At 40.9% G+C, this 20,826-nt stretch carries 18 protein-coding genes; 4 read left to right on the top strand and 14 right to left on the bottom strand.

What is annotated here, in order from left to right; all coding sequences use genetic code 11:
- Positions 1-433: 433 nt before the first annotated feature.
- On the bottom strand, positions 434-1,987 hold the full coding sequence (locus VS868_RS02575; protein WP_266070690.1) for a YdiU family protein: 1,554 nt from the start codon (positions 1,985-1,987) through the stop codon (positions 434-436).
- Between the two features lie 227 nt (positions 1,988-2,214).
- Between VS868_RS02575 and VS868_RS02570 the strand changes: the two genes are divergently transcribed.
- Positions 2,215-2,577 carry a hypothetical protein gene (locus VS868_RS02570; protein WP_266070691.1) on the top strand — a complete coding sequence of 121 codons (363 nt, stop codon included), beginning with the start codon at positions 2,215-2,217 and terminating at the stop codon, positions 2,575-2,577.
- Between the two features lie 112 nt (positions 2,578-2,689).
- On the top strand, positions 2,690-4,816 hold the full coding sequence (locus VS868_RS02565; RefSeq protein ID WP_266070692.1) for a Tex family protein: 2,127 nt from the start codon (positions 2,690-2,692) through the stop codon (positions 4,814-4,816).
- A 188-nt stretch (positions 4,817-5,004) separates the two neighbouring features.
- Here the strand turns inward: VS868_RS02565 and VS868_RS02560 are convergent, their stop codons facing one another.
- The 3 genes from VS868_RS02560 to rpe all read right to left on the bottom strand — a co-directional run bounded on the left by VS868_RS02560 (position 5,005) and on the right by rpe (position 8,086).
- Complete coding sequence (locus tag VS868_RS02560; RefSeq protein ID WP_345599092.1) at positions 5,005-6,072, bottom strand: CNNM domain-containing protein; 1,068 nt, start codon at positions 6,070-6,072, stop codon at positions 5,005-5,007.
- A 384-nt stretch (positions 6,073-6,456) separates the two neighbouring features.
- Complete coding sequence (locus tag VS868_RS02555; RefSeq protein WP_266070716.1) at positions 6,457-7,413, bottom strand: YpdA family putative bacillithiol disulfide reductase; 957 nt, start codon at positions 7,411-7,413, stop codon at positions 6,457-6,459.
- 10 nt (positions 7,414-7,423) lie between these two features.
- Positions 7,424-8,086, bottom strand: coding sequence for a ribulose-phosphate 3-epimerase (gene rpe / locus VS868_RS02550; protein WP_266070694.1), 663 nt, complete (start codon positions 8,084-8,086; stop codon positions 7,424-7,426).
- Positions 8,087-8,207: 121 nt separating this feature from the next.
- Between rpe and VS868_RS02545 the strand changes: the two genes are divergently transcribed.
- Positions 8,208-8,336 (top strand): hypothetical protein, encoded by a 129-nt coding sequence (locus VS868_RS02545; protein ID WP_266070695.1) that lies wholly within the window; start codon positions 8,208-8,210, stop codon positions 8,334-8,336.
- A 6-nt stretch (positions 8,337-8,342) separates the two neighbouring features.
- Here VS868_RS02545 and VS868_RS02540 read toward each other — a convergent pair whose 3' ends face one another.
- The 8 genes from VS868_RS02540 to VS868_RS02505 all read right to left on the bottom strand — a co-directional run bounded on the left by VS868_RS02540 (position 8,343) and on the right by VS868_RS02505 (position 18,602).
- The gene (locus tag VS868_RS02540) at positions 8,343-8,741 is read right to left on the bottom strand and encodes a BLUF domain-containing protein (RefSeq protein ID WP_345599091.1); all 399 of its coding nucleotides are present in this window, start codon (positions 8,739-8,741) and stop codon (positions 8,343-8,345) included.
- A gap of 208 nt (positions 8,742-8,949) precedes the next feature.
- On the bottom strand, positions 8,950-9,813 hold the full coding sequence (locus tag VS868_RS02535) for a sigma-70 family RNA polymerase sigma factor (RefSeq protein ID WP_029035204.1): 864 nt from the start codon (positions 9,811-9,813) through the stop codon (positions 8,950-8,952).
- A 78-nt stretch (positions 9,814-9,891) separates the two neighbouring features.
- A complete protein-coding gene (locus tag VS868_RS02530; protein WP_345599090.1) occupies positions 9,892-10,962 on the bottom strand; it encodes a PepSY-associated TM helix domain-containing protein in 1,071 nt (356 codons plus the stop codon).
- A 110-nt stretch (positions 10,963-11,072) separates the two neighbouring features.
- Positions 11,073-13,304, bottom strand: coding sequence for a polyribonucleotide nucleotidyltransferase (locus VS868_RS02525; protein WP_266070699.1), 2,232 nt, complete (start codon positions 13,302-13,304; stop codon positions 11,073-11,075).
- Positions 13,305-13,609: 305 nt separating this feature from the next.
- Positions 13,610-13,879 carry a 30S ribosomal protein S15 gene (rpsO, locus tag VS868_RS02520; protein ID WP_265164334.1) on the bottom strand — a complete coding sequence of 90 codons (270 nt, stop codon included), beginning with the start codon at positions 13,877-13,879 and terminating at the stop codon, positions 13,610-13,612.
- Between the two features lie 126 nt (positions 13,880-14,005).
- A complete protein-coding gene (accD, locus tag VS868_RS02515) occupies positions 14,006-14,863 on the bottom strand; it encodes an acetyl-CoA carboxylase, carboxyltransferase subunit beta (protein WP_266070700.1) in 858 nt (285 codons plus the stop codon).
- A gap of 63 nt (positions 14,864-14,926) precedes the next feature.
- Positions 14,927-15,994, bottom strand: a complete 1,068-nt coding sequence (gene fbaA, locus VS868_RS02510) for a class II fructose-bisphosphate aldolase (protein WP_266070701.1) — start codon at positions 15,992-15,994, stop codon at positions 14,927-14,929.
- 43 nt (positions 15,995-16,037) lie between these two features.
- On the bottom strand, positions 16,038-18,602 hold the full coding sequence (locus tag VS868_RS02505; RefSeq protein ID WP_345599089.1) for a BamA/TamA family outer membrane protein: 2,565 nt from the start codon (positions 18,600-18,602) through the stop codon (positions 16,038-16,040).
- A 37-nt stretch (positions 18,603-18,639) separates the two neighbouring features.
- On the opposite strand from VS868_RS02505, the gene VS868_RS02500 reads away from it, so the two are divergent.
- Entirely contained in the window at positions 18,640-19,380 is a 741-nt protein-coding gene (locus tag VS868_RS02500; protein ID WP_345599088.1) for an RNA methyltransferase, read from the top strand.
- On the opposite strand, the gene VS868_RS02495 is transcribed toward VS868_RS02500, so the two are convergent.
- Positions 19,367-20,074, bottom strand: coding sequence for a porin family protein (locus tag VS868_RS02495; protein WP_345599087.1), 708 nt, complete (start codon positions 20,072-20,074; stop codon positions 19,367-19,369). The genes VS868_RS02500 and VS868_RS02495 overlap by 14 nt on opposite strands.
- A gap of 4 nt (positions 20,075-20,078) precedes the next feature.
- On the bottom strand, positions 20,079-20,807 hold the full coding sequence (gene ubiE, locus VS868_RS02490; RefSeq protein ID WP_345599086.1) for a bifunctional demethylmenaquinone methyltransferase/2-methoxy-6-polyprenyl-1,4-benzoquinol methylase UbiE: 729 nt from the start codon (positions 20,805-20,807) through the stop codon (positions 20,079-20,081).
- Between the last annotated feature and the right edge of the window lie 19 nt (positions 20,808-20,826).

Below are 20,826 nucleotides of genomic sequence, written 5' to 3'. Positions count from 1 at the left end.
CCTCTTATTTGTACATCAAAAAGTGAAGTTGATTAAATTTTCGAGGGAGAATGGCATATAAAATACCTCAGGTAGCAATCCTGTATAAAAACGTATTTGTAGAACGCTTCCACTCAAATGTTTAGAATGTAAATGACTTATTTCAGGAGATGAATATCAATAAGACGAGGAATATGAAAAAAGCAGCCACAGCGCAATGATCAGACCATACCTCGAATGTAGTCGCCTTCTCTTTATCTTCAGATTTTCTTCTTTGAGCACTCATGGTGAATCATTTATTAGGTTAATACTATAAAATCGTCTTAAAGATTTCCTATAAAATTAGGATTTTTTTGTGCTTTAACCAACTTTTGTCCTGTTAAATATCTGAATTTGAGAATAAAACCTACAAATGTGATTTTAATATATTAACAAATTAGTTAAAATTTTGAGGCTATGAGCTGCATGAGAGCATGGAGCAGCCGGCTTTAGTCTCTGCCCATTCCGGTCTTTTCTTTACAAAATCCTCAAAGCCATCTGTTGCGTAAGGCTGCTTCATCGCTTCCTGTAGCCTTACAAATAATTTATTCTCTCCCCGTTCCAGTTCCTCTATGGCTTCATGAAGTAGGTAATTTCTAAGGATGATGCGGGGATTGGTTTGGTTCATCAGGTTCTTCCTGGCTTCTTCCGAAAGCCCGTCATTTTTTGTCATTTTTGAGTAGTCTGTCAATAAAGCAACCAACTCGTCCTGTTCTTTGGGCTGGAGATCTCTGTACAATGAAGGTGCAAAGTGGTTCAGCAGGGTCTCAGGTACGGTTTCAGAAGGTATTTCAGCTAAAAGCCGATAGAAGAGGGTCATATCTGGCTGAATACTGGAAAGTACTGCTTCAAATCTCGCGATGATTTTCTTTTCCTCTTTTCCGGGGGGTTGAAAGCCTAACTTTTTTGCCATCATTTCATAATAGTAATCCCAAAAGATCTTTTCGTAGGAGTCGAGCGCATTTTCAAGACCTTCGGTGTCATCAAAAAGTAAAGAAATGGCATTGGCGAGCCTGCCAAGGTTCCAGTAACCAATTGAAGGCTGGTTCCCAAAGGCGTAACGGCGGCCCGGAAGGTCGGTGGTGTTGGGTGTAAAGTTGTGATCATAGTGGTCAAGAAAAGAGAACGGCCCGTAATCAATGGTTAGCCCCAGTATAGACATATTATCAGTATTCATCACCCCATGTACAAATCCCACCCGTTGCCACTCGGTCATCAAAAATGCCGTTTTATCGACTACTTCCTGGAACCAGGTGAGGATGCGATCTTCTTCCGTAAGATGCGGAAAATATCGGTCAATGGTCCAGTCTATTAGCTGTTTCATTTTTTCTTTATCGCCCTGGGCAGCCAGTAGTTCAAAGTTTCCGAAGCGTAAGAAGGAGGGGGCTACGCGAGATACAATAGCACCGGGTTCGTATTCGGGATTTCCATTATAGAACATATCGCGCAGCACTTTGTCTCCGGTCTCCACTAAAGCCAGAGCCCGGGTGGTGGGAACTCCCAGGTGGTGCATAGCTTCACTCATCAAATACTCTCTAACCGAAGATCGCAAAACCGCCCGCCCATCGGCATGTCTCGAATAAGCAGTTGGCCCCGCACCTTTTAATTGCAGCTCAAAAATGCCATTTTTGACACCCCATTCCCCCAGGGTAATCGCACGGCCATCGCCCAGTTGCCCTGCCCAGTTTCCAAATTGATGCCCTGCATAACAGGCTGCATAAGGGTTCATGGAGGCAGTAATTTTATTACCGGCCAGTATTTGCACATCTTCCGTAGAAGGATCCGCTATTCCCAATTCTTCAGCCAGATTCTTTGACCAGGCCAATAATTTAGGCGCAGCAACCGGGGTTGGGATTGCCTTGCTGTATAATTTCCCCGGGGTTTGGCGGGGAGTGCGGTCACCACTTTCATCTCCTTCAAACTGCTGCGTGAAATCATTCCGGAATTTTTTTTCTGCTATAGCAGTCATGGTGCAATTTTTTTCCAAAATACAAAACTTTTAAGCAGGTTTGAAAGAAGATGCTTCCGCAGAGAATTATTCACTTACAAAATATAGCCGCTGAAATTCAAGAGTAAGAATTTTCTTTAGAAAATTAACAGCAGCTTAGGCAATGACAAGAAATTAAGTTAAACCTAAATTAAAAAGTATTTTGGACAGCCTGATCTGGATTATTTTTAGAAAAAAATTGAAGGAAAATGATCTCATATCAAAGTAAAAACGAAATTCAGAATCAGGTGCTCAACCTATTGCCGCACCAGATTGAAGAGTGCAGGGAATGCGATAAACTTCCTGCTTCTCTTGAAGAACTTATTAAACACAACTACCAGGCTGCTTTTGTTTGCTATGACAAAAAGACGAACAGCATTGAAGTAGGCGTGGAAAATGAAGAAGAAAATTCACCTTATCCTGAAATTAAAGTTCACAAGATCCCGCTTGCAAAAGCTGTGGCAAGTCTTCGAAAGAGCTTTAAAAATAGTGATGCCGACCTTAAATTCTACGGAAGAATTTTGGCCGGATACGGCTCCTCTTCAAAAGTTGAAGATGTAGTGCTGGTATAACAGCCTAAAGGGTCTAAAATAAAGCCTTCCGGAATTAATTTTCGGGAGGCTTTTTTTATGGAAAGACTCTCAAGGCTTTTATCTTTGCCATTTTCCACTACATTTAGCCGCAATGAATCCAGTCAGTTTTGTTTTAACCCGTACAGGTCTTCCGAAGAAAAGCGTTGAAAACACGCTTCAACTTTTACAAGAAGATGCTACTATTCCTTTTATTTCCCGTTACCGAAAAGAAATGACGGGTAATTTAGATGAGGTGCAGGTTGCAGAGATCCTGCAATTTAAAGAGGAATATGAGGAACTGGAAAAAAGGAAAAAAGCGGTTTTAAAATCTATCGCCGAGCAGGAGCTTCTCACTCCGCAACTGGAGTCGAAGATCAAAGCTTCAGGAAATTTGGTAGAGCTTGAAGATCTTTACCTGCCTTTTAAGAAAAAGCGCAAAACAAGGGCTGATACTGCCCGTGAACTGGGACTTGAACCTTTGGCTAAGATCCTAATGGCCCAAAATTCGGGAGACATAGCAACTTCAGCCAGGAAATTTGTCACTAAAGATGTTGTTGATGTTGCAGCCGCTTTGCAGGGCGCTAAAGATATTATTGCTGAATGGATCAATGAACACCAGGGAGTTCGGAACCGGCTTCGGAAGCTTTTTCAGCAGAAAGCCATGATTTCTTCCAAAGTGATCAAAAAGAAATCTGAAGAGGAAGATGCGCAAAAGTTTCAGAATTATTTTGAATGGGAAGAAAAGCTGAATCATATTCCTTCTCACCGGCTATTGGCCATTCTTAGGGCAGAAAAGGAAGGTTTTGTACGGGTGAAATTGGAGGTGGAGCATGAGGAGTCTTACAGGATTGTATCAGGATTTATTCTGAAACCCCAGCGAAATTCCTGTACCCAATATATAGAAGAAGCCATTGATGATGCCCTGAAGAGGTTGCTTTTTCCGGCACTTTCAAACGAAGCTTTATCGGCTGCAAAAGAGAAAGCTGATACTGAAGCCATAAAGGTCTTTGCCGATAATCTAAGGCAGTTGCTGCTGGCACCGCCTTTGGGCAGCAAACGGATACTGGCGCTTGATCCCGGTTTTAAATCGGGTTGTAAGCTGGTGTGCCTTGATGAGAAGGGTGATTTGCAACACAATGAAACTATTTTTCCGCATGCACCGCAAAGAGAAACTGCCCTGGCTTCAAAAAAGGTAAAATCCCTGGTCAATGCTTATAACATTGAAGCCATAGCGATTGGGAATGGTACGGCTTCGCGCGAAACCGAATTTTTTATTAAAAATATCCGGTTTGACCGGGATGTGCAGGTTTTTGTAGTGAACGAGGCCGGCGCTTCGGTGTATTCGGCTTCGAAAATTGCGAGGGCCGAATTTCCGAATTTTGATGTTACCGTGCGTGGCGCCGTCTCCATTGGCCGTCGTTTGGCCGATCCTTTGGCCGAGCTGGTAAAGATCGATGCCAAATCTATCGGAGTGGGGCAGTACCAGCACGATGTTGATCAAACAAAGCTAAAAAATGAACTTGATCGCGTAGTGGAGAGTTGTGTAAACGCTATAGGTGTGAACCTGAACAGTGCAAGTGCGCCGTTGCTAAGTTATGTTTCGGGCATTGGCGCGTCTTTGGCCGAAAACATCATTACTTACCGAAGGGAAAAAGGCGAGTTTTCTTCCCGAAAAGACCTGCTGAAGGTGCCACGCCTTGGCGCAAGGGCTTTTGAACAGGCAGCAGGGTTCCTGAAGGTGCCTGGCTCTAAAAATCCGCTCGATAATTCGGCCGTGCATCCTGAAAGTTACTCCATAGTAGAGAAAATGGCTGCAGATCTTAAAGTTGAGATAGAAGAACTAATTGGGAATAAAAAACTCATTTCAGAAATTACTCCTGAAAATTACATTTTTGACACCGTAGGTTTGCCTACTATTAAAGACATTCTGCGCGAGCTGGAAAAACCGGGAGTAGATCCACGGAAGTCGGCAAAAGTGTTTGAATTTGATCCTAACGTGAAGAGCATTAGCGACCTCAAACCCGGATTAAAACTACCGGGAATTGTCAACAATATCACCAACTTTGGTTGTTTTGTTGATATCGGGATCAAGGAAAGCGGACTCGTGCATATCTCCAAACTAAAAAACGAGTTTGTGAGTGACGTAAATTCTGTTGTAAAGTTGCACCAACACGTACAGGTAACCGTGATGGAGGTAGATGAGGCGAGAAAACGTATCCAGCTGTCGATGATCGACTAATTGAAGTTAGGACTCATCGAAGGTAGATTTTAGAAGTAAGAAAAAAAGGTTAGATTTTAGAAGTACAAAGGTAGAACTGGGAAAGTACCAATTTCCAGTCAAATTCCAAATCTCTAAGATAGCCTTGGAATGGCAGCCGGAATGAATTTTCCGCAGAAAGAGTCAGGTTTTTTGCCCTTTTTGGCACCTTATTCAGTAGATTTTTTGGGATCCTGTCGCAGGAGCTGGTATTTTTTCTGCCTTGCTTTCCAACGCTCCATCGCGTACTGCTGCATGTCTTCTACCCGGTCTTTTTCGTCCACAATTTCAAAACCAAGTAAGGTTTCAATAATATCTTCAAGAGTAACGATACCATCAATACCGCCGTATTCATCAACTACAAGAGAGATCTGTTCTTTTTTGTGAAGCAATTCTTCCCAAACCCTAAAAAGTGTGTCGGTTTCAGTAAAAGTTGAAATATTTCTTCTAATATCCTTAAGTTTCAGGTGGAACTGGTCTTCGGCCAGCTTTTCAAAAACCATTTCCCTAAAGACATAGCCGGTGACATTTTCTCTACTCTCACTGTAAACCGGGATTCGGGAGAAATGGAGAAATTCTTTGTTGACCAGAAATTCCTGCAGGGTCATTTCTTCATTGGCCAGTACTACTACGATTCGGGGTGTCATGATCTCTGAAATCCGTATGGTTTTAAGTCGGATAAGGTTTTGAATGATCTTATTTTCTTTATCGGCAAAAATCCCTTCTTCGGTTCCAATAGAAGCTAAAGCCGAAATTTCTTCACGGCTGGTGGTTAGTTCCTTTTCTTTTCGGGATAAAAACCTGGTAAGAAAGAGAGACATGATCACCAAAGGATAAGTAATCACTATCATGAGCCTGATTACTTTAGTGGTAATACCCATTAATTCTTTGCTGAAGTTGGCACCCAGTGTTTTAGGAATGATTTCGGTCAAGATGAGGATAAGAATGGTCAATACAGCAGAAACAATCCCAAAGTAGGCTTCGCCGAATACAACTGTGGCCTGGGCACCCACGCCGGCGGCACCAACGGTGTGCGCTACCGTGTTGAGTGAGAGTATTGCCGAAAGTGGCCGGTCTACATCTTCTTTTAATGAGAGGAAATTTTTGGCAGTTCTACTGCCCATTTCTATTTTGGCCTTTACATAAGAGACCGGAGTAGACAGCAATGCTGCCTCTGCAATAGAACATATAAAAGAGGTGAAAAGGGCAATAAAAAGGTAAGTCAATAGGAGTCCCATAACTATAAGTGGTAAATTATAAAGTGATTATGCAGAATAACCTGAACTCTTTAAAGATAAAAGAGAACAATCAGGAAATTTAAAGTCAAAAAGAATGAAATAAGAAGAAGGGCAAAGACGGGAAAGTCCTTTAAAACTCGTATCGCAATTATCGGGGTCAGGGTCCATATGATAATAATTTCAGTAAGCTTCTGAAGATCATCAGGGTTTTGGAGCAGGGGTTTAAAAATTTTAGGTGCCTGCTGCTATTCTTTCAGAATCTACTAAACTGAGTGCAAAGATACGAAGAATTTCATATTCGGAATAAAAATTCTTCAGGAAGGGAATGGGTAGCATAAAAATGAAGAAGAACTCGAAAAATGAAAGCTGCCGTTGCCAGGTTTGCTAATTCCCTACAATGTTTTGCATGATCATTTTGGCGTGAACCCTCGAATTTTCTATAAACCACTTATGAGTTTCGGTGCCGCCACAAATTACTCCGGCGAGGTAGATGCCTTTTACGTTAGACTCCATGGTTTCAGAATTGTACTGCGGAATTTTTTTACCGTCCTGGGAGAGATCGATCCCGATATTTTTTAAAAATTCGAAATTTGGACGGTAACCGGTGAGCAGGAGTACCCAGTCATTTTCCAGTACCTGTTCCCCATCTTTGGAAGTGATAACAACTTCAGATTCTCTGATCTCTTTAATTTCAGCATTAAAAACAGCTTTTATGCTGCCTTCATCGATGCGGTTGTCTATATCGGGTTTGACCCAGTATTTTACACGTTCCCCAATGGCAGGGCCTCTAACCACCATAGTTACATCTCCACCTTTACGGTAGATCTCGAGTGCGGCATCGACAGCCGAATTACTGGCGCCTACCACGATTGCCTTTTGAGTGGCGTAAAAGTGAGGGTCGCCGTAATAATGCGCAACTTTTGGGAGATCTTCCCCGGGAATATTCAGGTAGTTTGGAATGTCGTAAAAACCTGTCGCAATAATGACATTTTTGGAGCGGTAGCTTGCCTTAGAAGTGGTGATCTTATGCAGGTTATCTTTAGTTTCTATTTTTTCTACCCTCTCAAAAAGGTTAATTTTAAGATGGTTTGAAGTTACAATTCTTCGGTAGTACTCGAGAGCTTCCTGCTTGTGGGGCTTTGGATTGGTACTAATAAAAGGGATTTCATCCAGTTCAAGCTTTTCAGAAGTTGAAAAGAAGGTCATGTTAGACGGGTAATTGTAGAGGGAATTCACCAGGGTTCCCTTCTCTAAAATGAGATAGGAGAGACCATTCTTTTTTGCCTCCAGGGCACAGGCTATACCAATAGGCCCTCCACCAACTATGATCACATCAAACATGTTTTCCTCTTTATTTATTGACAAGATCTTTTAGCTCTTTAATGGTTCGTGTAGGATCTTCGGCTTTAAAAACAAAACTACCAGCGACTAAAACATCTGCACCGGCTTCAATGAGTTGGGCTGCATTTTTATCTGTGACGCCACCGTCTATCTCAATGAGCGTAGAAGCACCGTTACGTTCAATGATTTCTTTTAGTTGCTTTATCTTTTTGTAAGTGTTCTCAATAAAGCTTTGCCCGCCAAAACCTGGGTTTACACTCATCATACAAACCAAGTCAATATCTCCAATCACATCTTCCAATAGTTGTACCGGCGTGTGTGGATTAAGTGCTACACCTGCTTTCATACCTTCAGCTTTAATAGCCTGTAAGGTTCTGTGCAGATGGGTGCAGGCTTCGTAATGCACCGAAAGATTATTGGCTCCCAGCGCAGCAAATTCCTTGATGTACCTGTCTGGATCAACGATCATAAGGTGCACGTCAATAACCTTTTTTGCGTGTTTGTTAATGGCTTCCAGTACGGGCATGCCATAAGAGATATTCGGAACAAATACTCCGTCCATAATATCGATGTGAAACCAGTCGGCTTCACTCTTGTTGACCATTTCTATGTCGCGCTGCAGGTTTCCAAAATCGGCAGCCAGAAGGGAGGGAGCTATAAGTCTGTCTTTCATGTTGGTGTTGTTGTGCTGCAAAAGTAACAAGAATTATACTAAAAGGCTTAGCTGAGGGAAGGGGAATTGCTGTATCAGGATTTTTGTATCTTTAAGTGACTAACAACCTAAAAAAGCATTTATGGAAGTAGAAGAAAGAAGTGGAAAAAGGAATTATGGTAAAATGGGCTGTTTTATTGCTGTGATCCTTCTGGTCATTGTCATTATTCTTATAGCTACGGGAGTGATCAACTTTAGCTGGGAACAGTAGAATTTCCTAAGAAAAATTCTCCAGCACATAGTTTACTGAATTTCGGATTGAGGGGTCGAGTTTTTCTACATGAGATTTGTAATAATCTAATTCTTCCCTGTTGTAAGCGGCATCCAGGCTTAAAAACAAGTTCTCATAAGTATCAAATTTTTGACCTTCAATTTCTTTTTTGAAAATAGGAATGAGGTTATAATGCCTTTTATCTTGTTGTATCTTCTCAAAAAGGTCTGCCACCATTGTTTTTTCCCCTTCTAAAACCTGGAAGAAGTTGCCATTAGAGTATAATAAGATACCGGTGATCTTAACCTGATTATTATTGGAGCTGGTTAATTTAAGGAGGTTCTCAATTTCATTTTCAGAAATTCCTGAAGCTACGGTGCTTACGTAGCTTATTGCATAATTCATGAGTATATTTTTGGGCTGCCAAAAATAATAAAAATGAGAAGATAACCAAACAAGTAGTTGATGCTTAACTTCTTGCTTGAAAATTTCCCTTCAAAAATGCCATATTTGACACTTTTATAAAAAGGTGAACCCGGAGTAATCAGCTCCGGGTTCTTCATCAATCAATCAAAAAACGAACAGTAATCAACTGTTGCTTCTTTACCGGGAATTAACCCAGGTATGTCTTTAATATCTTGCTTCTTGAGGTGTGTTTCAACCTTCTAATTGCTTTTTCCTTAATTTGTCTTACTCTTTCTCTTGTTAGATCAAAAGTCTCGCCAATTTCTTCAAGAGTCATTGGATGCTGGTCTCCGAGTCCAAAATAAAGACGAATAACATCGGCTTCTCTGGGAGTAAGGGTTTCAAGAGCTCTTTCAATTTCTGTACGCAAAGACTCATGTAGGAGTTCTCTATCGGGGTTTGGAGATTCTCCTGAACGAAGTACATCATAAAGGTTAGAATCTTCTCCCTCTACCAAAGGAGCATCCATAGATACGTGACGCCCGGAATTCTTCATTGATTCCTTAACATCATTAATAGTCATATCAAGTTCTTTCGCGATCTCTTCGGCACTTGGCGGACGCTCATGTGACTGCTCAAGGAAAGCAAAAGTTTTGTTGATCTTGTTTATTGAACCAATTTTGTTGAGCGGTAAACGCACAATACGAGACTGCTCTGCAAGAGCCTGCAGAATAGACTGTCTAATCCACCAAACGGCATAGGATATGAATTTGAAACCACGGGTTTCATCAAATCGCTTGGCAGCTTTTATTAATCCTAAATTTCCTTCGTTTATAAGGTCGGGAAGGGTTAATCCCTGGTTTTGATATTGTTTCGCTACAGATACCACAAAACGAAGGTTCGCTTTTGTAAGTTTCTCCAGAGCACGGTCATCACCCGCTTTAATTCGTTGTGCCAACTCCACCTCTTCATCTGCGGTGATCAGGTCAACTTTACCAATTTCTTGCAAATACTTATCCAGCGAAGCAGTTTCACGGTTTGTTACCTGCTTCGTAATTTTAAGTTGTCTCATCTAACGTCTCCTTGGATTTTAATTATGAATAACTCTTGTATTAGTTATACGTAAGATGGGTTGGAAATGTTACAAGAATTAAAGATAATAAAAAATTTTTTTCTTTCGACGTCTTTTGACCTGTTTTCCCTGTCGCCAGATCAGGAAGCCTGTAATAGATAAAAAGGGGCCGCTAAGGCCGATAAGGCAGTACAGAAGCTTAATCCAAATGCCGCCATATTGCCCAAAGTGCAACGGGAGTACGGTACTTAAAATTTTTGTTCCCAGGTTGGCTTCCTGGATTTTTGTGACTCCTTTAATTTCTCCGGAAAGATAGTCGGCACTAACATAGTTGAAGAATTCAGAATAAAAGAAAGGGTCATCATCAAAAAAACCATAAATGACGAGGTTGGCATCAGGGCGAAGCGGAAGCCTGATGTAGGTGGGTTGGAAATCTGGAAGTTCCTGCTGCATTTCTTTTAGTAAACTTCCCACCTGTACTGTAACAGCAGGAGAATTTGGTGCGGCTGAAGTTTTAAAACCGGCCACAACAACGCTCCACGAAAGTAAAATACCGGTGATCACCAAAATAAAATTAAGCAGTAAAGCCCAGGTGCCTACAATGCGGTGCAGGGAAGAATAAAAAGTGCGTTTGTTCTTTGTGAGTACCGGGGTTTTGAAAAATAGTGTTTTAAAGATGCTTTTACGGTAGAGGTAAATTCCGCTGATGAGCGAAAATAGGAACAGAATGCCAACAATAAACACAATTGTGCGGCCTACAGGACCTGCCTGCAGGGAATAGTGAAACTTTAGCAACCAACGGGTAAAGGTGGTGAGTTCGTTAAGCTCTTTAATAATTTCTCCACTGGATGGGTGCACAAAGACAAAAAGTCTTTCGTTAGAATTCCTTAAATTGAAGATGAGTGCTTCCTGTTCTTCAAAATGAATGAGTCGGGTGTCCCAGCCGGGATAATTTTTCTGAATTGTCGAAATACCGCGGTCAATATGTAAGCCCGAAAAGTTATCTACTTCAATATATTCCTGCCAGCGGTAATTGTCTATGTCATGCTGAAAAACCAGAATGGCTCCAGATAATCCCATTAAAACTAAAACAAATCCGGCAATGAGCCCGGCATAAGAATGGTATTTTAAAACTTTCCTGTTATTCATAAAATAGAGAAGAGGCCGTCTAAAAAGTTGCTGTAAGGTCTTCTGGAATTCAGTTTGACACTAACGGGGCTTTTTAGGCGGCCTCTAAAATTTATTCGGTTTGGCAGGAATTAGTTCCTGTCGTTACGATCTCTGTTTCCTCTTGAACGGTCATCACGGCCGCGATTATCACGGTTATCGCGTCTCCCGCTATCACGATTGTTGTCTCGTGGAGGTCTTGGAGAATATCCTTCTGGTTTAGGTAGGATAGCCTTTCTGGAAACTTTAGGTTTCCTTGTTTTAGGATCCATACCCAGATATTTTACTTCAAACTCGTCGCCCATGTTGACAACGTCGCTCACATTTTCTGTGCGTTCCCAGGCAAGTTCAGAAACGTGAAGAAGTACTTCATTTCCTTTTGCTTCCTTGTATTCAACTACAGCACCAAAATCAAGCATCTTAACCACTTTCACTTCGTATACTTTACCAACTTCAGGTTTAAAAGTGATTGCTTTGATACGTTTTTTGACTTCGTCGATCATTTCCTGGTTTACACCAAGGATCTCGATCACTCCCATATCTTCGACTTCTTCGATTACAATGGTAGTTCCGGTTTCCTTCTGCATTTCCTGAATAACTTTTCCTCCAGGCCCAATTACAGCACCAATGAATTCTCCCGGTATTTCCACTTTCTCCATTTTTGGAGCGTGAGCTTTTACGGTTGCTTTTGGTTCAGCAATAGTTTCGGTAAGTTTATCAAGGATATGAAGTCTTCCTGCTCTGGCTTGTTTAAGGGCCTTAACAAGGATCTCATAAGCAAGTCCTTTTACTTTAATATCCATCTGGCAGGCGGTAATTCCGTCGGCTGTTCCGGTTACTTTAAAGTCCATGTCACCTAGGTGATCTTCATCTCCAAGGATGTCAGAAAGTACTGCAAAACGATCTCCATCAGAAATAAGTCCCATAGCAATACCAGATACCGGTTTCTTCAATTGAATACCTGCATCCATCATTGCCATTGTACCGGCACAAACGGTTGCCATAGATGAGGATCCGTTAGATTCAAGTACTTCAGAAACAACCCTTACAGTATATGGGCAGTCTTGCGGAATCATTCCTTTAAGGGCTCTTTGTGCAAGGTTACCGTGACCAATTTCTCTTCGTGATGTACCACGAATTGGGTAGGCCTCACCTGTACTAAAAGGAGGGAAGTTGTAGTGCAGATAGAAAGTTTCCTCACCCTGGTGGGTAGGCATATCTATCATATTTGCTTCTCTGGAAGTTCCAAGGGTCACTGTAGCAAGTGCCTGAGTCTCACCTCTGGTGAATATGGCAGAACCGTGTACAGAAGGAAGATAATCGATCTCACACCAAATTGGGCGAATTTCATCTGTCTTTCTTCCGTCAAGACGCAAACCTTCAGCAAGGGTCAATTCTCTAACTGCTTCTTTTTCTACTTTGTTAAAGTAACCTTTTATAAGATCTTTTTTCTCTTCAAGTTCTTCTTCAGAGAACATTTCAAGAACTTCGTCTTTTACTGCAGAAAATGCATCGCTACGTTCATGTTTGCTATGAGCACCTTTAGCGATATCATAGATCTTTTGATAAGCAGCTTCGCGAACTTTGTTGTACAGATCTTCATCAGATTCTGCAACAGCATATTCCCTGGTCTCTTTTCTTCCAAAAGCATCGGCAAGGCGTTGCTGGGCTTCAATTTGACCTTTGATGGCTTCATGAGCGAATTTTATAGCCTCGGCCATTTCTTCTTCGCTAATCTCTTTCATTTCACCTTCTACCATCATTACAGAATCGGCAGAGGCACCAATGATCATATCAATGTCAGATTCTGCCAGTTGGCTACGGCTTGGGTTGATCACGAACTCGCCGTTGATTCTTCCCACACGGGCTTCAGAAATTGCAGTTTCAAATGGGATATCTGAAAGCTGAATTGCTGCTGAAGCTGCCAGTCCTGCAAGTGCATCGGGCATTACTTCTTCATCATGAGACATCAGCTGGATCATCACCTGGGTCTCATATCGATAATCTGAAGGGAAAAGGGGACGCAAAACGCGGTCAACAATTCTCATTACAAGAACTTCTCCGTCGCTTGGGCGTGCTTCTCTTTTAAAGAATCCGCCGGGATATCTACCCGCGGCTGCAAATTTTTCTCTGTAATCTACTGTTAACGGAAAGAAATCTGCCGTGCTTTTGTTGTAGTTAGAAACTACGGTACAAAGTAGCATAGCGTCTCCCATTTGAACAACAACAGAACCGTGGGCCTGTTTTGCCAATTTTCCGGTTTCGATGGAAATAGTCCTGCCATCTCCAAGGTCGATAACCTCCTTAAATGTCTTTGGAATCATAAATTTTTTAATTCTACTCCTGCTCATTTGCAGGTTGTTAAACAATGGTCTCCCGTTAATTCTGAACGGGACAGGTTGTGTTGTTGTTGTGGGTTGTGAAGACCAATGAAAAACTGCCTTTTGTTTTCTCACCTGCCAGGTAAAAAACCAGAGGTGTCAAAAATGAGCTTTTATTACTGAATTTTTTCAGCTTAAAAATTACGGAGATTTTTCAAAGGAAAAGAAAAACCAATAATAAATTTTTAAAAAAGCTGTGTGTAAAGAAGAAATGGTATAAAAAAAGGGGCCGCGAGAGCCCCTTTTAGTTATTTTCTTAATCCTAATTCTTTAACGATCGCACGATACCTCAAGATATCTTTCTTCATTAAATAATCAAGTAGGCTTCTTCTCTTACCTACTAATTTTACCAGTGATCGCTCTGTATTAAAATCCTGACGATTGTTCTTTAAGTGTTGACTTAAATGTTCAATACGATGAGTGAACAGGGCAATTTGTCCTTCGGCAGAACCTGTGTCGTTCTTTCCTTTGCCGTGTTTTGCAAAAAGTTCTTCTTTTGCTTCTTTAGTTAAATACATTCCAATATTAATTTTAATGATTTTTATGTATTGACAGGTTTTCTGCCAGGCCGCAAATATAATATATTATAAAATATTAACAGGGTAAAATATTACTTTTCTGATTGACAGCCTAAAATGTCATTTTTAAGCCCGTATGGGTTGATTTTGAATAAGATCGATGTATTGGTTGACCTTATTCTTAAGTTCAGATCTTTTAGTGATGAAATCTAAAAATCCATGTTCCATAAGAAACTCTGAAGTTTGAAAATCATCTGGAAGGTCTTTACCGGTAGTATCTTTTACTACACGAGGGCCGGCAAAACCGATAAGGGCACCGGGTTCGGCAATATTTATATCTCCAAGCATTGCAAAAGATGCTGTGGTACCACCTGTTGTAGGATCTGTACAGAGGGAAATATAAGGAATTCTGGCATCGGCCAGTTGGGCAAGTTTGGCTGAGGTTTTTGCCAGCTGCATTAAAGAATAAGCTGCCTCCATCATCCTGGCTCCTCCAGATTTTGAGATGACCATAAGTGGGAGCTTGTGTTCTAAGGCATAATCTGCAGCCCTGGAGATTTTCTCTCCAACTACAGAACCCATAGAGCCGCCTATAAAGGCAAAATCCATACAGGCTACTACCAGGTCTTTACCTTTTGATTTTCCTACTGCTGTGCGAACGGCATCTTTTAAACCAGTCTTTTTTTGGGCATCCTCCAGGCGATCGGTATATTTTTTTGTATCCTCGAAATCCAGCGGGTCACGTGACGATAGATTCTTGTCAAGTTCTGTGAACTTATTATCGTCAAAAAGGATCTTGAAGTATTCATTACTTCCAATTCTTACGTGATAACCATCTTCGGGGCTTACATAAAAATTTTTCTCCAGCTGCTCTGCATCTACAATCTTTCCGGTAGGGGATTTATACCACAAACCTTTGGGCACATCCTTTTTGTCTTCGGTGGCAGTTTGTATTCCCTTTTGTGTTCTTCTAAACCAAGCCATGGTGAATGAGATTAAAAAAGGTATGGCCCGAAAATATTCAGGCCATACCTCTAATTAGTTTTATTACAGGGTGTTAATGTTATTAAGGTCTTCAAAAGCCTTTTTTAGACGGTTTTTGAAAGTTACCTCTCCTTCTCTAATCCATTTTCTTGGATCGTAGTATTTTTTATTTGGAGAATCTGCACCTTCAGGATTACCGATTTGACCTTTTAGGTAATCGGCATTTTCGCCCATGTAATCGCGAATTCCTTCTAAATAAGCATATTGAAGATCTGTGTCAATGTTCATTTTGATAACTCCGTAGCCAATAGCTTCTCTTATTTCTTCAACTGTAGAACCGCTTCCGCCGTGGAAAACGAAGTCTATAGTATTTTTTTCAACACCGTATTTTTCAGAAATAAAATCCTGTGAATTTTTAAGGATCACCGGAGTCAATTTTACATTTCCGGGCTTATAAACCCCGTGAACGTTACCAAAAGCTGCAGCAATGGTAAATTGATTGCTCACTTTGCTCAATTCTTCATAAGCGTAGGCAACTTCATCTGGCTGGGTGTAAAGCTTCGAAGAATCAATGTTGGTATTGTCAACTCCATCTTCTTCGCCACCGGTAACTCCAAGTTCAATTTCGAGGGTCATTCCCATTTTGCTCATTCTCTCAAGATACTTCTTAGAAGTCTCAATGTTCTCTTCAAGAGATTCTTCAGAAAGATCGAGCATGTGAGAACTGAATAAAGGTTTTCCAAACTGCTCAAAATGCTTTTCACTAGCATCAAGCATTCCATCTACCCATCCTGTAAGTTTTTTCGCACAGTGATCTGTGTGAAGGATAACTGTTGCTCCATAAGCCTCTGCCAGTTCATGAACGTGCTTTGCGCCGGCAACAGCTCCTGCGATAGCGGCTTTCTCATCTTTATTAGAAAGACCCTTACCGGCATTAAATTGTGCTCCTCCATTGGAGAACTGTATGATGACGGGGGAATTTAATTCGGCTGCTGTTTCAAGTACCGCGTTAATAGTACTTGAGCCTATGACATTGACAGCGGGAAGTGCGAAATTTTTCTCTTTTGCGTATTTAAAAATTTCCTGTACCTCCTGGCCAGTAGCAACGCCGGGTTTGATATTATAACTCATAATTATTATTATTTGGTTAACAAAAATAAGAAAAATAGTCGGGTTAAAAAGGATAATTGATCCCTACATTAAATACTGCTTTTGAAAGTTTGTACCCGCTAAACCACCTGTTTTCTGGTTCAAGGGCAGGGTTGTAAGTTTTAAAACCTACATCAAACCTCAGAACAAAAAAATCGAAGTCATACCGGAAGCCCAGCCCTGTTCCCAGTGCAAGTTCTTTAAGGTCGGGAAGGCCCGTAAAGGTTGAAGCCTCTTCTTCTACAACATCAAAAACATTCCAGATATTTCCTGCATCTGCAAAAACGGCTGCGTTAAGGTCGCCAAAAAGATTAAACCTGTATTCAGCACTTAAAGCTATCTTCATGTTGGCTTCATTGAATTCATTTCGGCCACCGCTACTTCCGGGGCCAAGGGAATAAGGTTGCCAGGCTCGGTTATCGTTAGGCCCTCCGGCAAAAAATGATCTTATGAAGGGAATGCTATTCGAATTTCCATAGGGAATGGCGATACCTCCAAAAGTCCTTATGGCAATTACATTGTCACGTCCCAGATCCCAGTGTTTTATATAGTCAATTTCAGTTTTAACGTATTGGGAGAAATTCACTCCAAAAATGCTGTACCTGCCGGTTTCGTCTTTTTTGATCCCTGCGAGCCTGGATACAGCAGAGAGAAAGTGTCCTGCTGCTTCTAATTTTATTCGTAACCGGGAAAAATCTTCATCATAGATATTCTCTTTTTTGTTGAGGATATAAGAGAAATTGGTTGCATAAATAAGGTTATCTTCGGTTAGCCGGTTTTTTCGCTCTCTTAGATCGCTAAGAATTTCAGACTGGCTCCCTGTTAGCCCCTGAACCTCTCCCAGGCGTGCTGCGCGTAAGAAACCATCGGCACCTTCAGGAATCATGAGAAAACGCTCTCCCTGTTCATTTGTGGTGTAAAATTCTTCGGGAGCATTGACATTTTCTGAAGTTGCTATTTCGTTTATTTCCAGGTATGAATTACGATATACGTTGAAGTAGTTATCTACATTCAGGTTGCGTACATACTGCACATTTACCAGGTCAAGGAGGTGGGTAAGTTTATCGTTGGGCAGCCATCTATAGTTCATAACAGCAGTAAAACTTTGCTTGTCAAGACCAATATTAGTCTGCGTACTGGCACCTGCACCCAGGGTGGTAAAAGGATACATGTACTTTGGAATAAATTTTTCGGTTGAAAAAGGAAATAAAATACGCGGCAAGGTAAGATCTACATCCATACCAATTTCGGTGATGTCAAAGAATCGATCAGAGTCATTTGCAGCGTCTTTTGAAGATCCTATACTTCCCCTTCCAGAGATCTCTAAAATTTCGGCTCCCTTAAAGACATTCCGGATTAAAAGTGAACCCCCAAAACCAATACCGAATTTTTGAATGTTGCTTTGGGAAAGATCAAAATCAAAACCCAAAGAATATTTTTGACGCGGAGTGAGAAAAACATTGGCAACAAGTGCTGTGCCTGTGGTATCGGTAGGATCCTCCATGTATTGAATGTTCGGGTATTTAAAGATCCTTAGCTGGTTGAGTCGGTTGTAAGTTAGTGTCCTATCGGCATCAGAATATATGGTGCCCGGGGTAATGAATATTGCATTGGTAAGAGCCCCCGGTTTAAACTGTAGCTTTTCAAAACTGTAAAGGTTGTAGCCTTCATTAGAGGCAGTATCTGTTATAGGTTCGGTGCGGTTCTCATAGCGGTAATCTGGGAAGATATTCACCTTGCTTATCTTGTGCACCTTATAAGGAATTCTTGTTTCCACGCCATCTACCGTTGCTTCCCGGTTCTGGATAATTATGGCAGAGTTTACTTTATGATCAGTATTTATGGTGTCGGCCTCAAAACTTATATATTCCTGTTCAAAATGATACAACCCATTATTCCGGTATAATTGAGTCAGTCGTTCTCGCTCGGCTCCGTAATCCTGGGTTTTGTATTGAACTCCGGGCACTATCAGGGAGTTCTTCTTATGGGCTTCATAAATGGAATCGGCCACCGCCGAAGCAATCTTTGTAGTGACAGAATCGATATAATAAGGTTGCTTTGGCGTAACAAAATAATTTATTTTCGCCCTCTTTTTCTTGGTGGGAATGATCTCGTACCCAGTCTCTGCATTAAACCAGCCATTGTTCCAGTACCACGCCTTAAGCCGTTCTGCAGATCGTTGACTTTTTTCTTCACTAACAATTGCAGGAGGTTCGCCGGTTTCCTTTAACCACTCATTAATATTTACATAAATGTTTCCCAGCCGTACTACCTGCTTTTCAGAAAGAATATTTGCCAGTCTTTCGGCTCTCTTCGGTTTTTTCTGAAGCCAGTTAATATAAGTAGTATCGGGATTGGGGTTGGCGAGATTGTAGAGGTACAGCTGTAGCGGTAGCCCCAGGAAAGATTTGTTTGGCTCCTGGTAAAGCTGGTTGTAAATATTTCTTTGAGAGACCTCCTTACCATCCACATAAATGGTATTCTCTTTTAGAAGTCTTTGATCGTCTTCAACCCTTTTTACAGCGTTACAGGAAGAAAGAAATAAAGCAATTAAAAGAATTAATGATATTTTTGCCCGTAAATGTTTCAAGTAGCCTATTTAATGTGCTCAAAAATACAACTTTGGTATGTTTAGCAAAAGCCAAATTAAACTTATAAAAAGCCTGTCTCAAAAAAAGTACAGGGCGAGGCATGGGTTATTTGTTATAGAGGGCAAAAAAGGCATTTTTGAACTGCTTTCTTCCCCTTTAGAACTTCATTCTTTATTTACTGCTGAAGATATCTTTGATGCTGCGGAAGAAAAAACCTATCTCATTACTGAAGGCGATCTCAAAAAAGTAAGCAATCAGCAAAGTCCGCAAACGGCATTGGCAATTTTTCATATTCCTGAAGTAGTGCAGCCTAAAGCTGAAGGATTGCAGGTAGCATTAGACGATGTGCAGGATCCCGGTAATTTGGGGACTATTATTAGGTTGTGCGACTGGTTTGGGGTCGAAGACCTTATTTGTTCACAGGGTACGGTAGATTGTTATAACCCAAAGGTGGTGCAGGCCACCATGGGGTCTATTTCAAGAGTAAAGGTTCATTACCTTGATTTAGCTGAATATTTGCGAGAGCTCCCTAAAGAAAGACCTGTCTACGGCACATTTTTGGAAGGTAAGAATGTTTACCGGGAACCGGTTTCTCCAGAAGGAGTAGTAGTTCTAGGTAACGAGGGTAACGGTATCTCACCTGAAGTAGAACAACTCATTACTCAAAAGTTGAACATTCCCCAGTTTGGAAAAGTCATGACAGAAAGCCTAAATGTGGCGACTGCCGCTGCCATTTTCTTAAGTGAATTTAGCCGAAGGAAACCTACTGGAAAGTAAAATTAATAAAGACAGCGCGAGAAGACATTTTTTCTATGTTATCTGAGTTGAATACTGGAGTATCATCCCGTACAAATTCATCATTGATAGCAAATACTCCTCTTATTGATGGGGTGAACTTGAAGTAGTATAAATATAGATCTATACCAAAACCTATTTCGTAATAAAAGTTATTTGTGGTCATTCTAAACTGGCCATCGCTGTTGTCTTCGGGGTTATTCTCGTTACTGGAGAGGTTAAGAGAAGTAGACACTCCACCTACTACAAAAGGTTTAAAGTTGTTAATGCGGGTAGTGGAGAATTTCAGCAAAAGAGGGATGTGTACAAAAGTGGAGTTTATTTCCCTAAAAGAATCTGTAGGGTCAGATTTATTAAAGATAAAATTAATTCTGTTAAAAGAGACTCCGGGTTCCAGGCGCAGGTCGAGGTGATCGCTAAGGCGCATATTCCCGATTAAACCCACATTAAAACCTATAGTGCGGTCTACATGAAAATCTTTACCCTGATTTGATCCTTGAATATAGTCCTTATAGTCAAAATCGAAGTCGTATGTGTTGAATCCAAGAAAATATCCCCAGGAAAATCGCTGCATATCAAAATTTGGATTATTGATCACATCTTCCCCGCCAAAAAGCTGTGCACGTGCTGGTAAAGCCGACAATAATACAATTGCTGCAATTAAAAACTTCTTCATGATCTTATTTTGATGCCGAATAAATAGTCGCCACTCCCATTGTTTGAGGCTTGTGTTGTACCTCTATAAACCCAATTTCACGCAAAATATTGTTCAGGTTTTCGCCGTAAGGGAAAGCGGCGGCACTTTCACTAAGGTAACTATAGGCAACTTTGTCTTTTGAAAACAATTTACCAATTAGGGGAAGAAGATTCTTAGAGTAGAATTGGTAACCTTGTTTAAACGGAAATTTAGTAGGTACAGAGGTCTCTAAAATGACAAAAATCCCGCCCGGTTTTAGAACCCGCAGAATTTCTGATAAGCCCTTTTCTAAATTTTCGAAATTGCGAACCCCAAAAGCAACTGAAATAGCATCAAAACTATTATCGTCAAAAGGTAAAGCTTCAGAGTCTCCCTGAATCATCTTGATTCGCTCTGTAAGTTGTTCTTCTTCGATCTTTTTTCTTCCTACAGATAACATTCCTTCAGAAAGATCAAGACCTACGATTTCTTTTGCACCTGTTTTTGCCAGACTAATGGCGAGGTCTCCTGTTCCGGTTGCGATGTCAAGAACAGATTCAGGATTGGTTTCAGAAATTATATTAATTACTTTTTTACGCCATTTTACATCAATTCCAAAAGAGATAACTCTGTTTAAACCATCATAGTTGGTAGAAATGGTATCAAACATTTGCTCTACCTGTTTCTTCTTGTTTAAACTGGAATCTTTGTATGGGGTAACCTTCTTTCTCATGCCAAAAAATTTTCGCCAA

The organism is Salinimicrobium sp. 3283s (assembly GCF_039602225.1).
GTDB classification, from domain to species: domain Bacteria; phylum Bacteroidota; class Bacteroidia; order Flavobacteriales; family Flavobacteriaceae; genus Salinimicrobium; species Salinimicrobium profundisediminis.
This window is presented reverse-complemented; position numbering and strand designations above follow the sequence as displayed.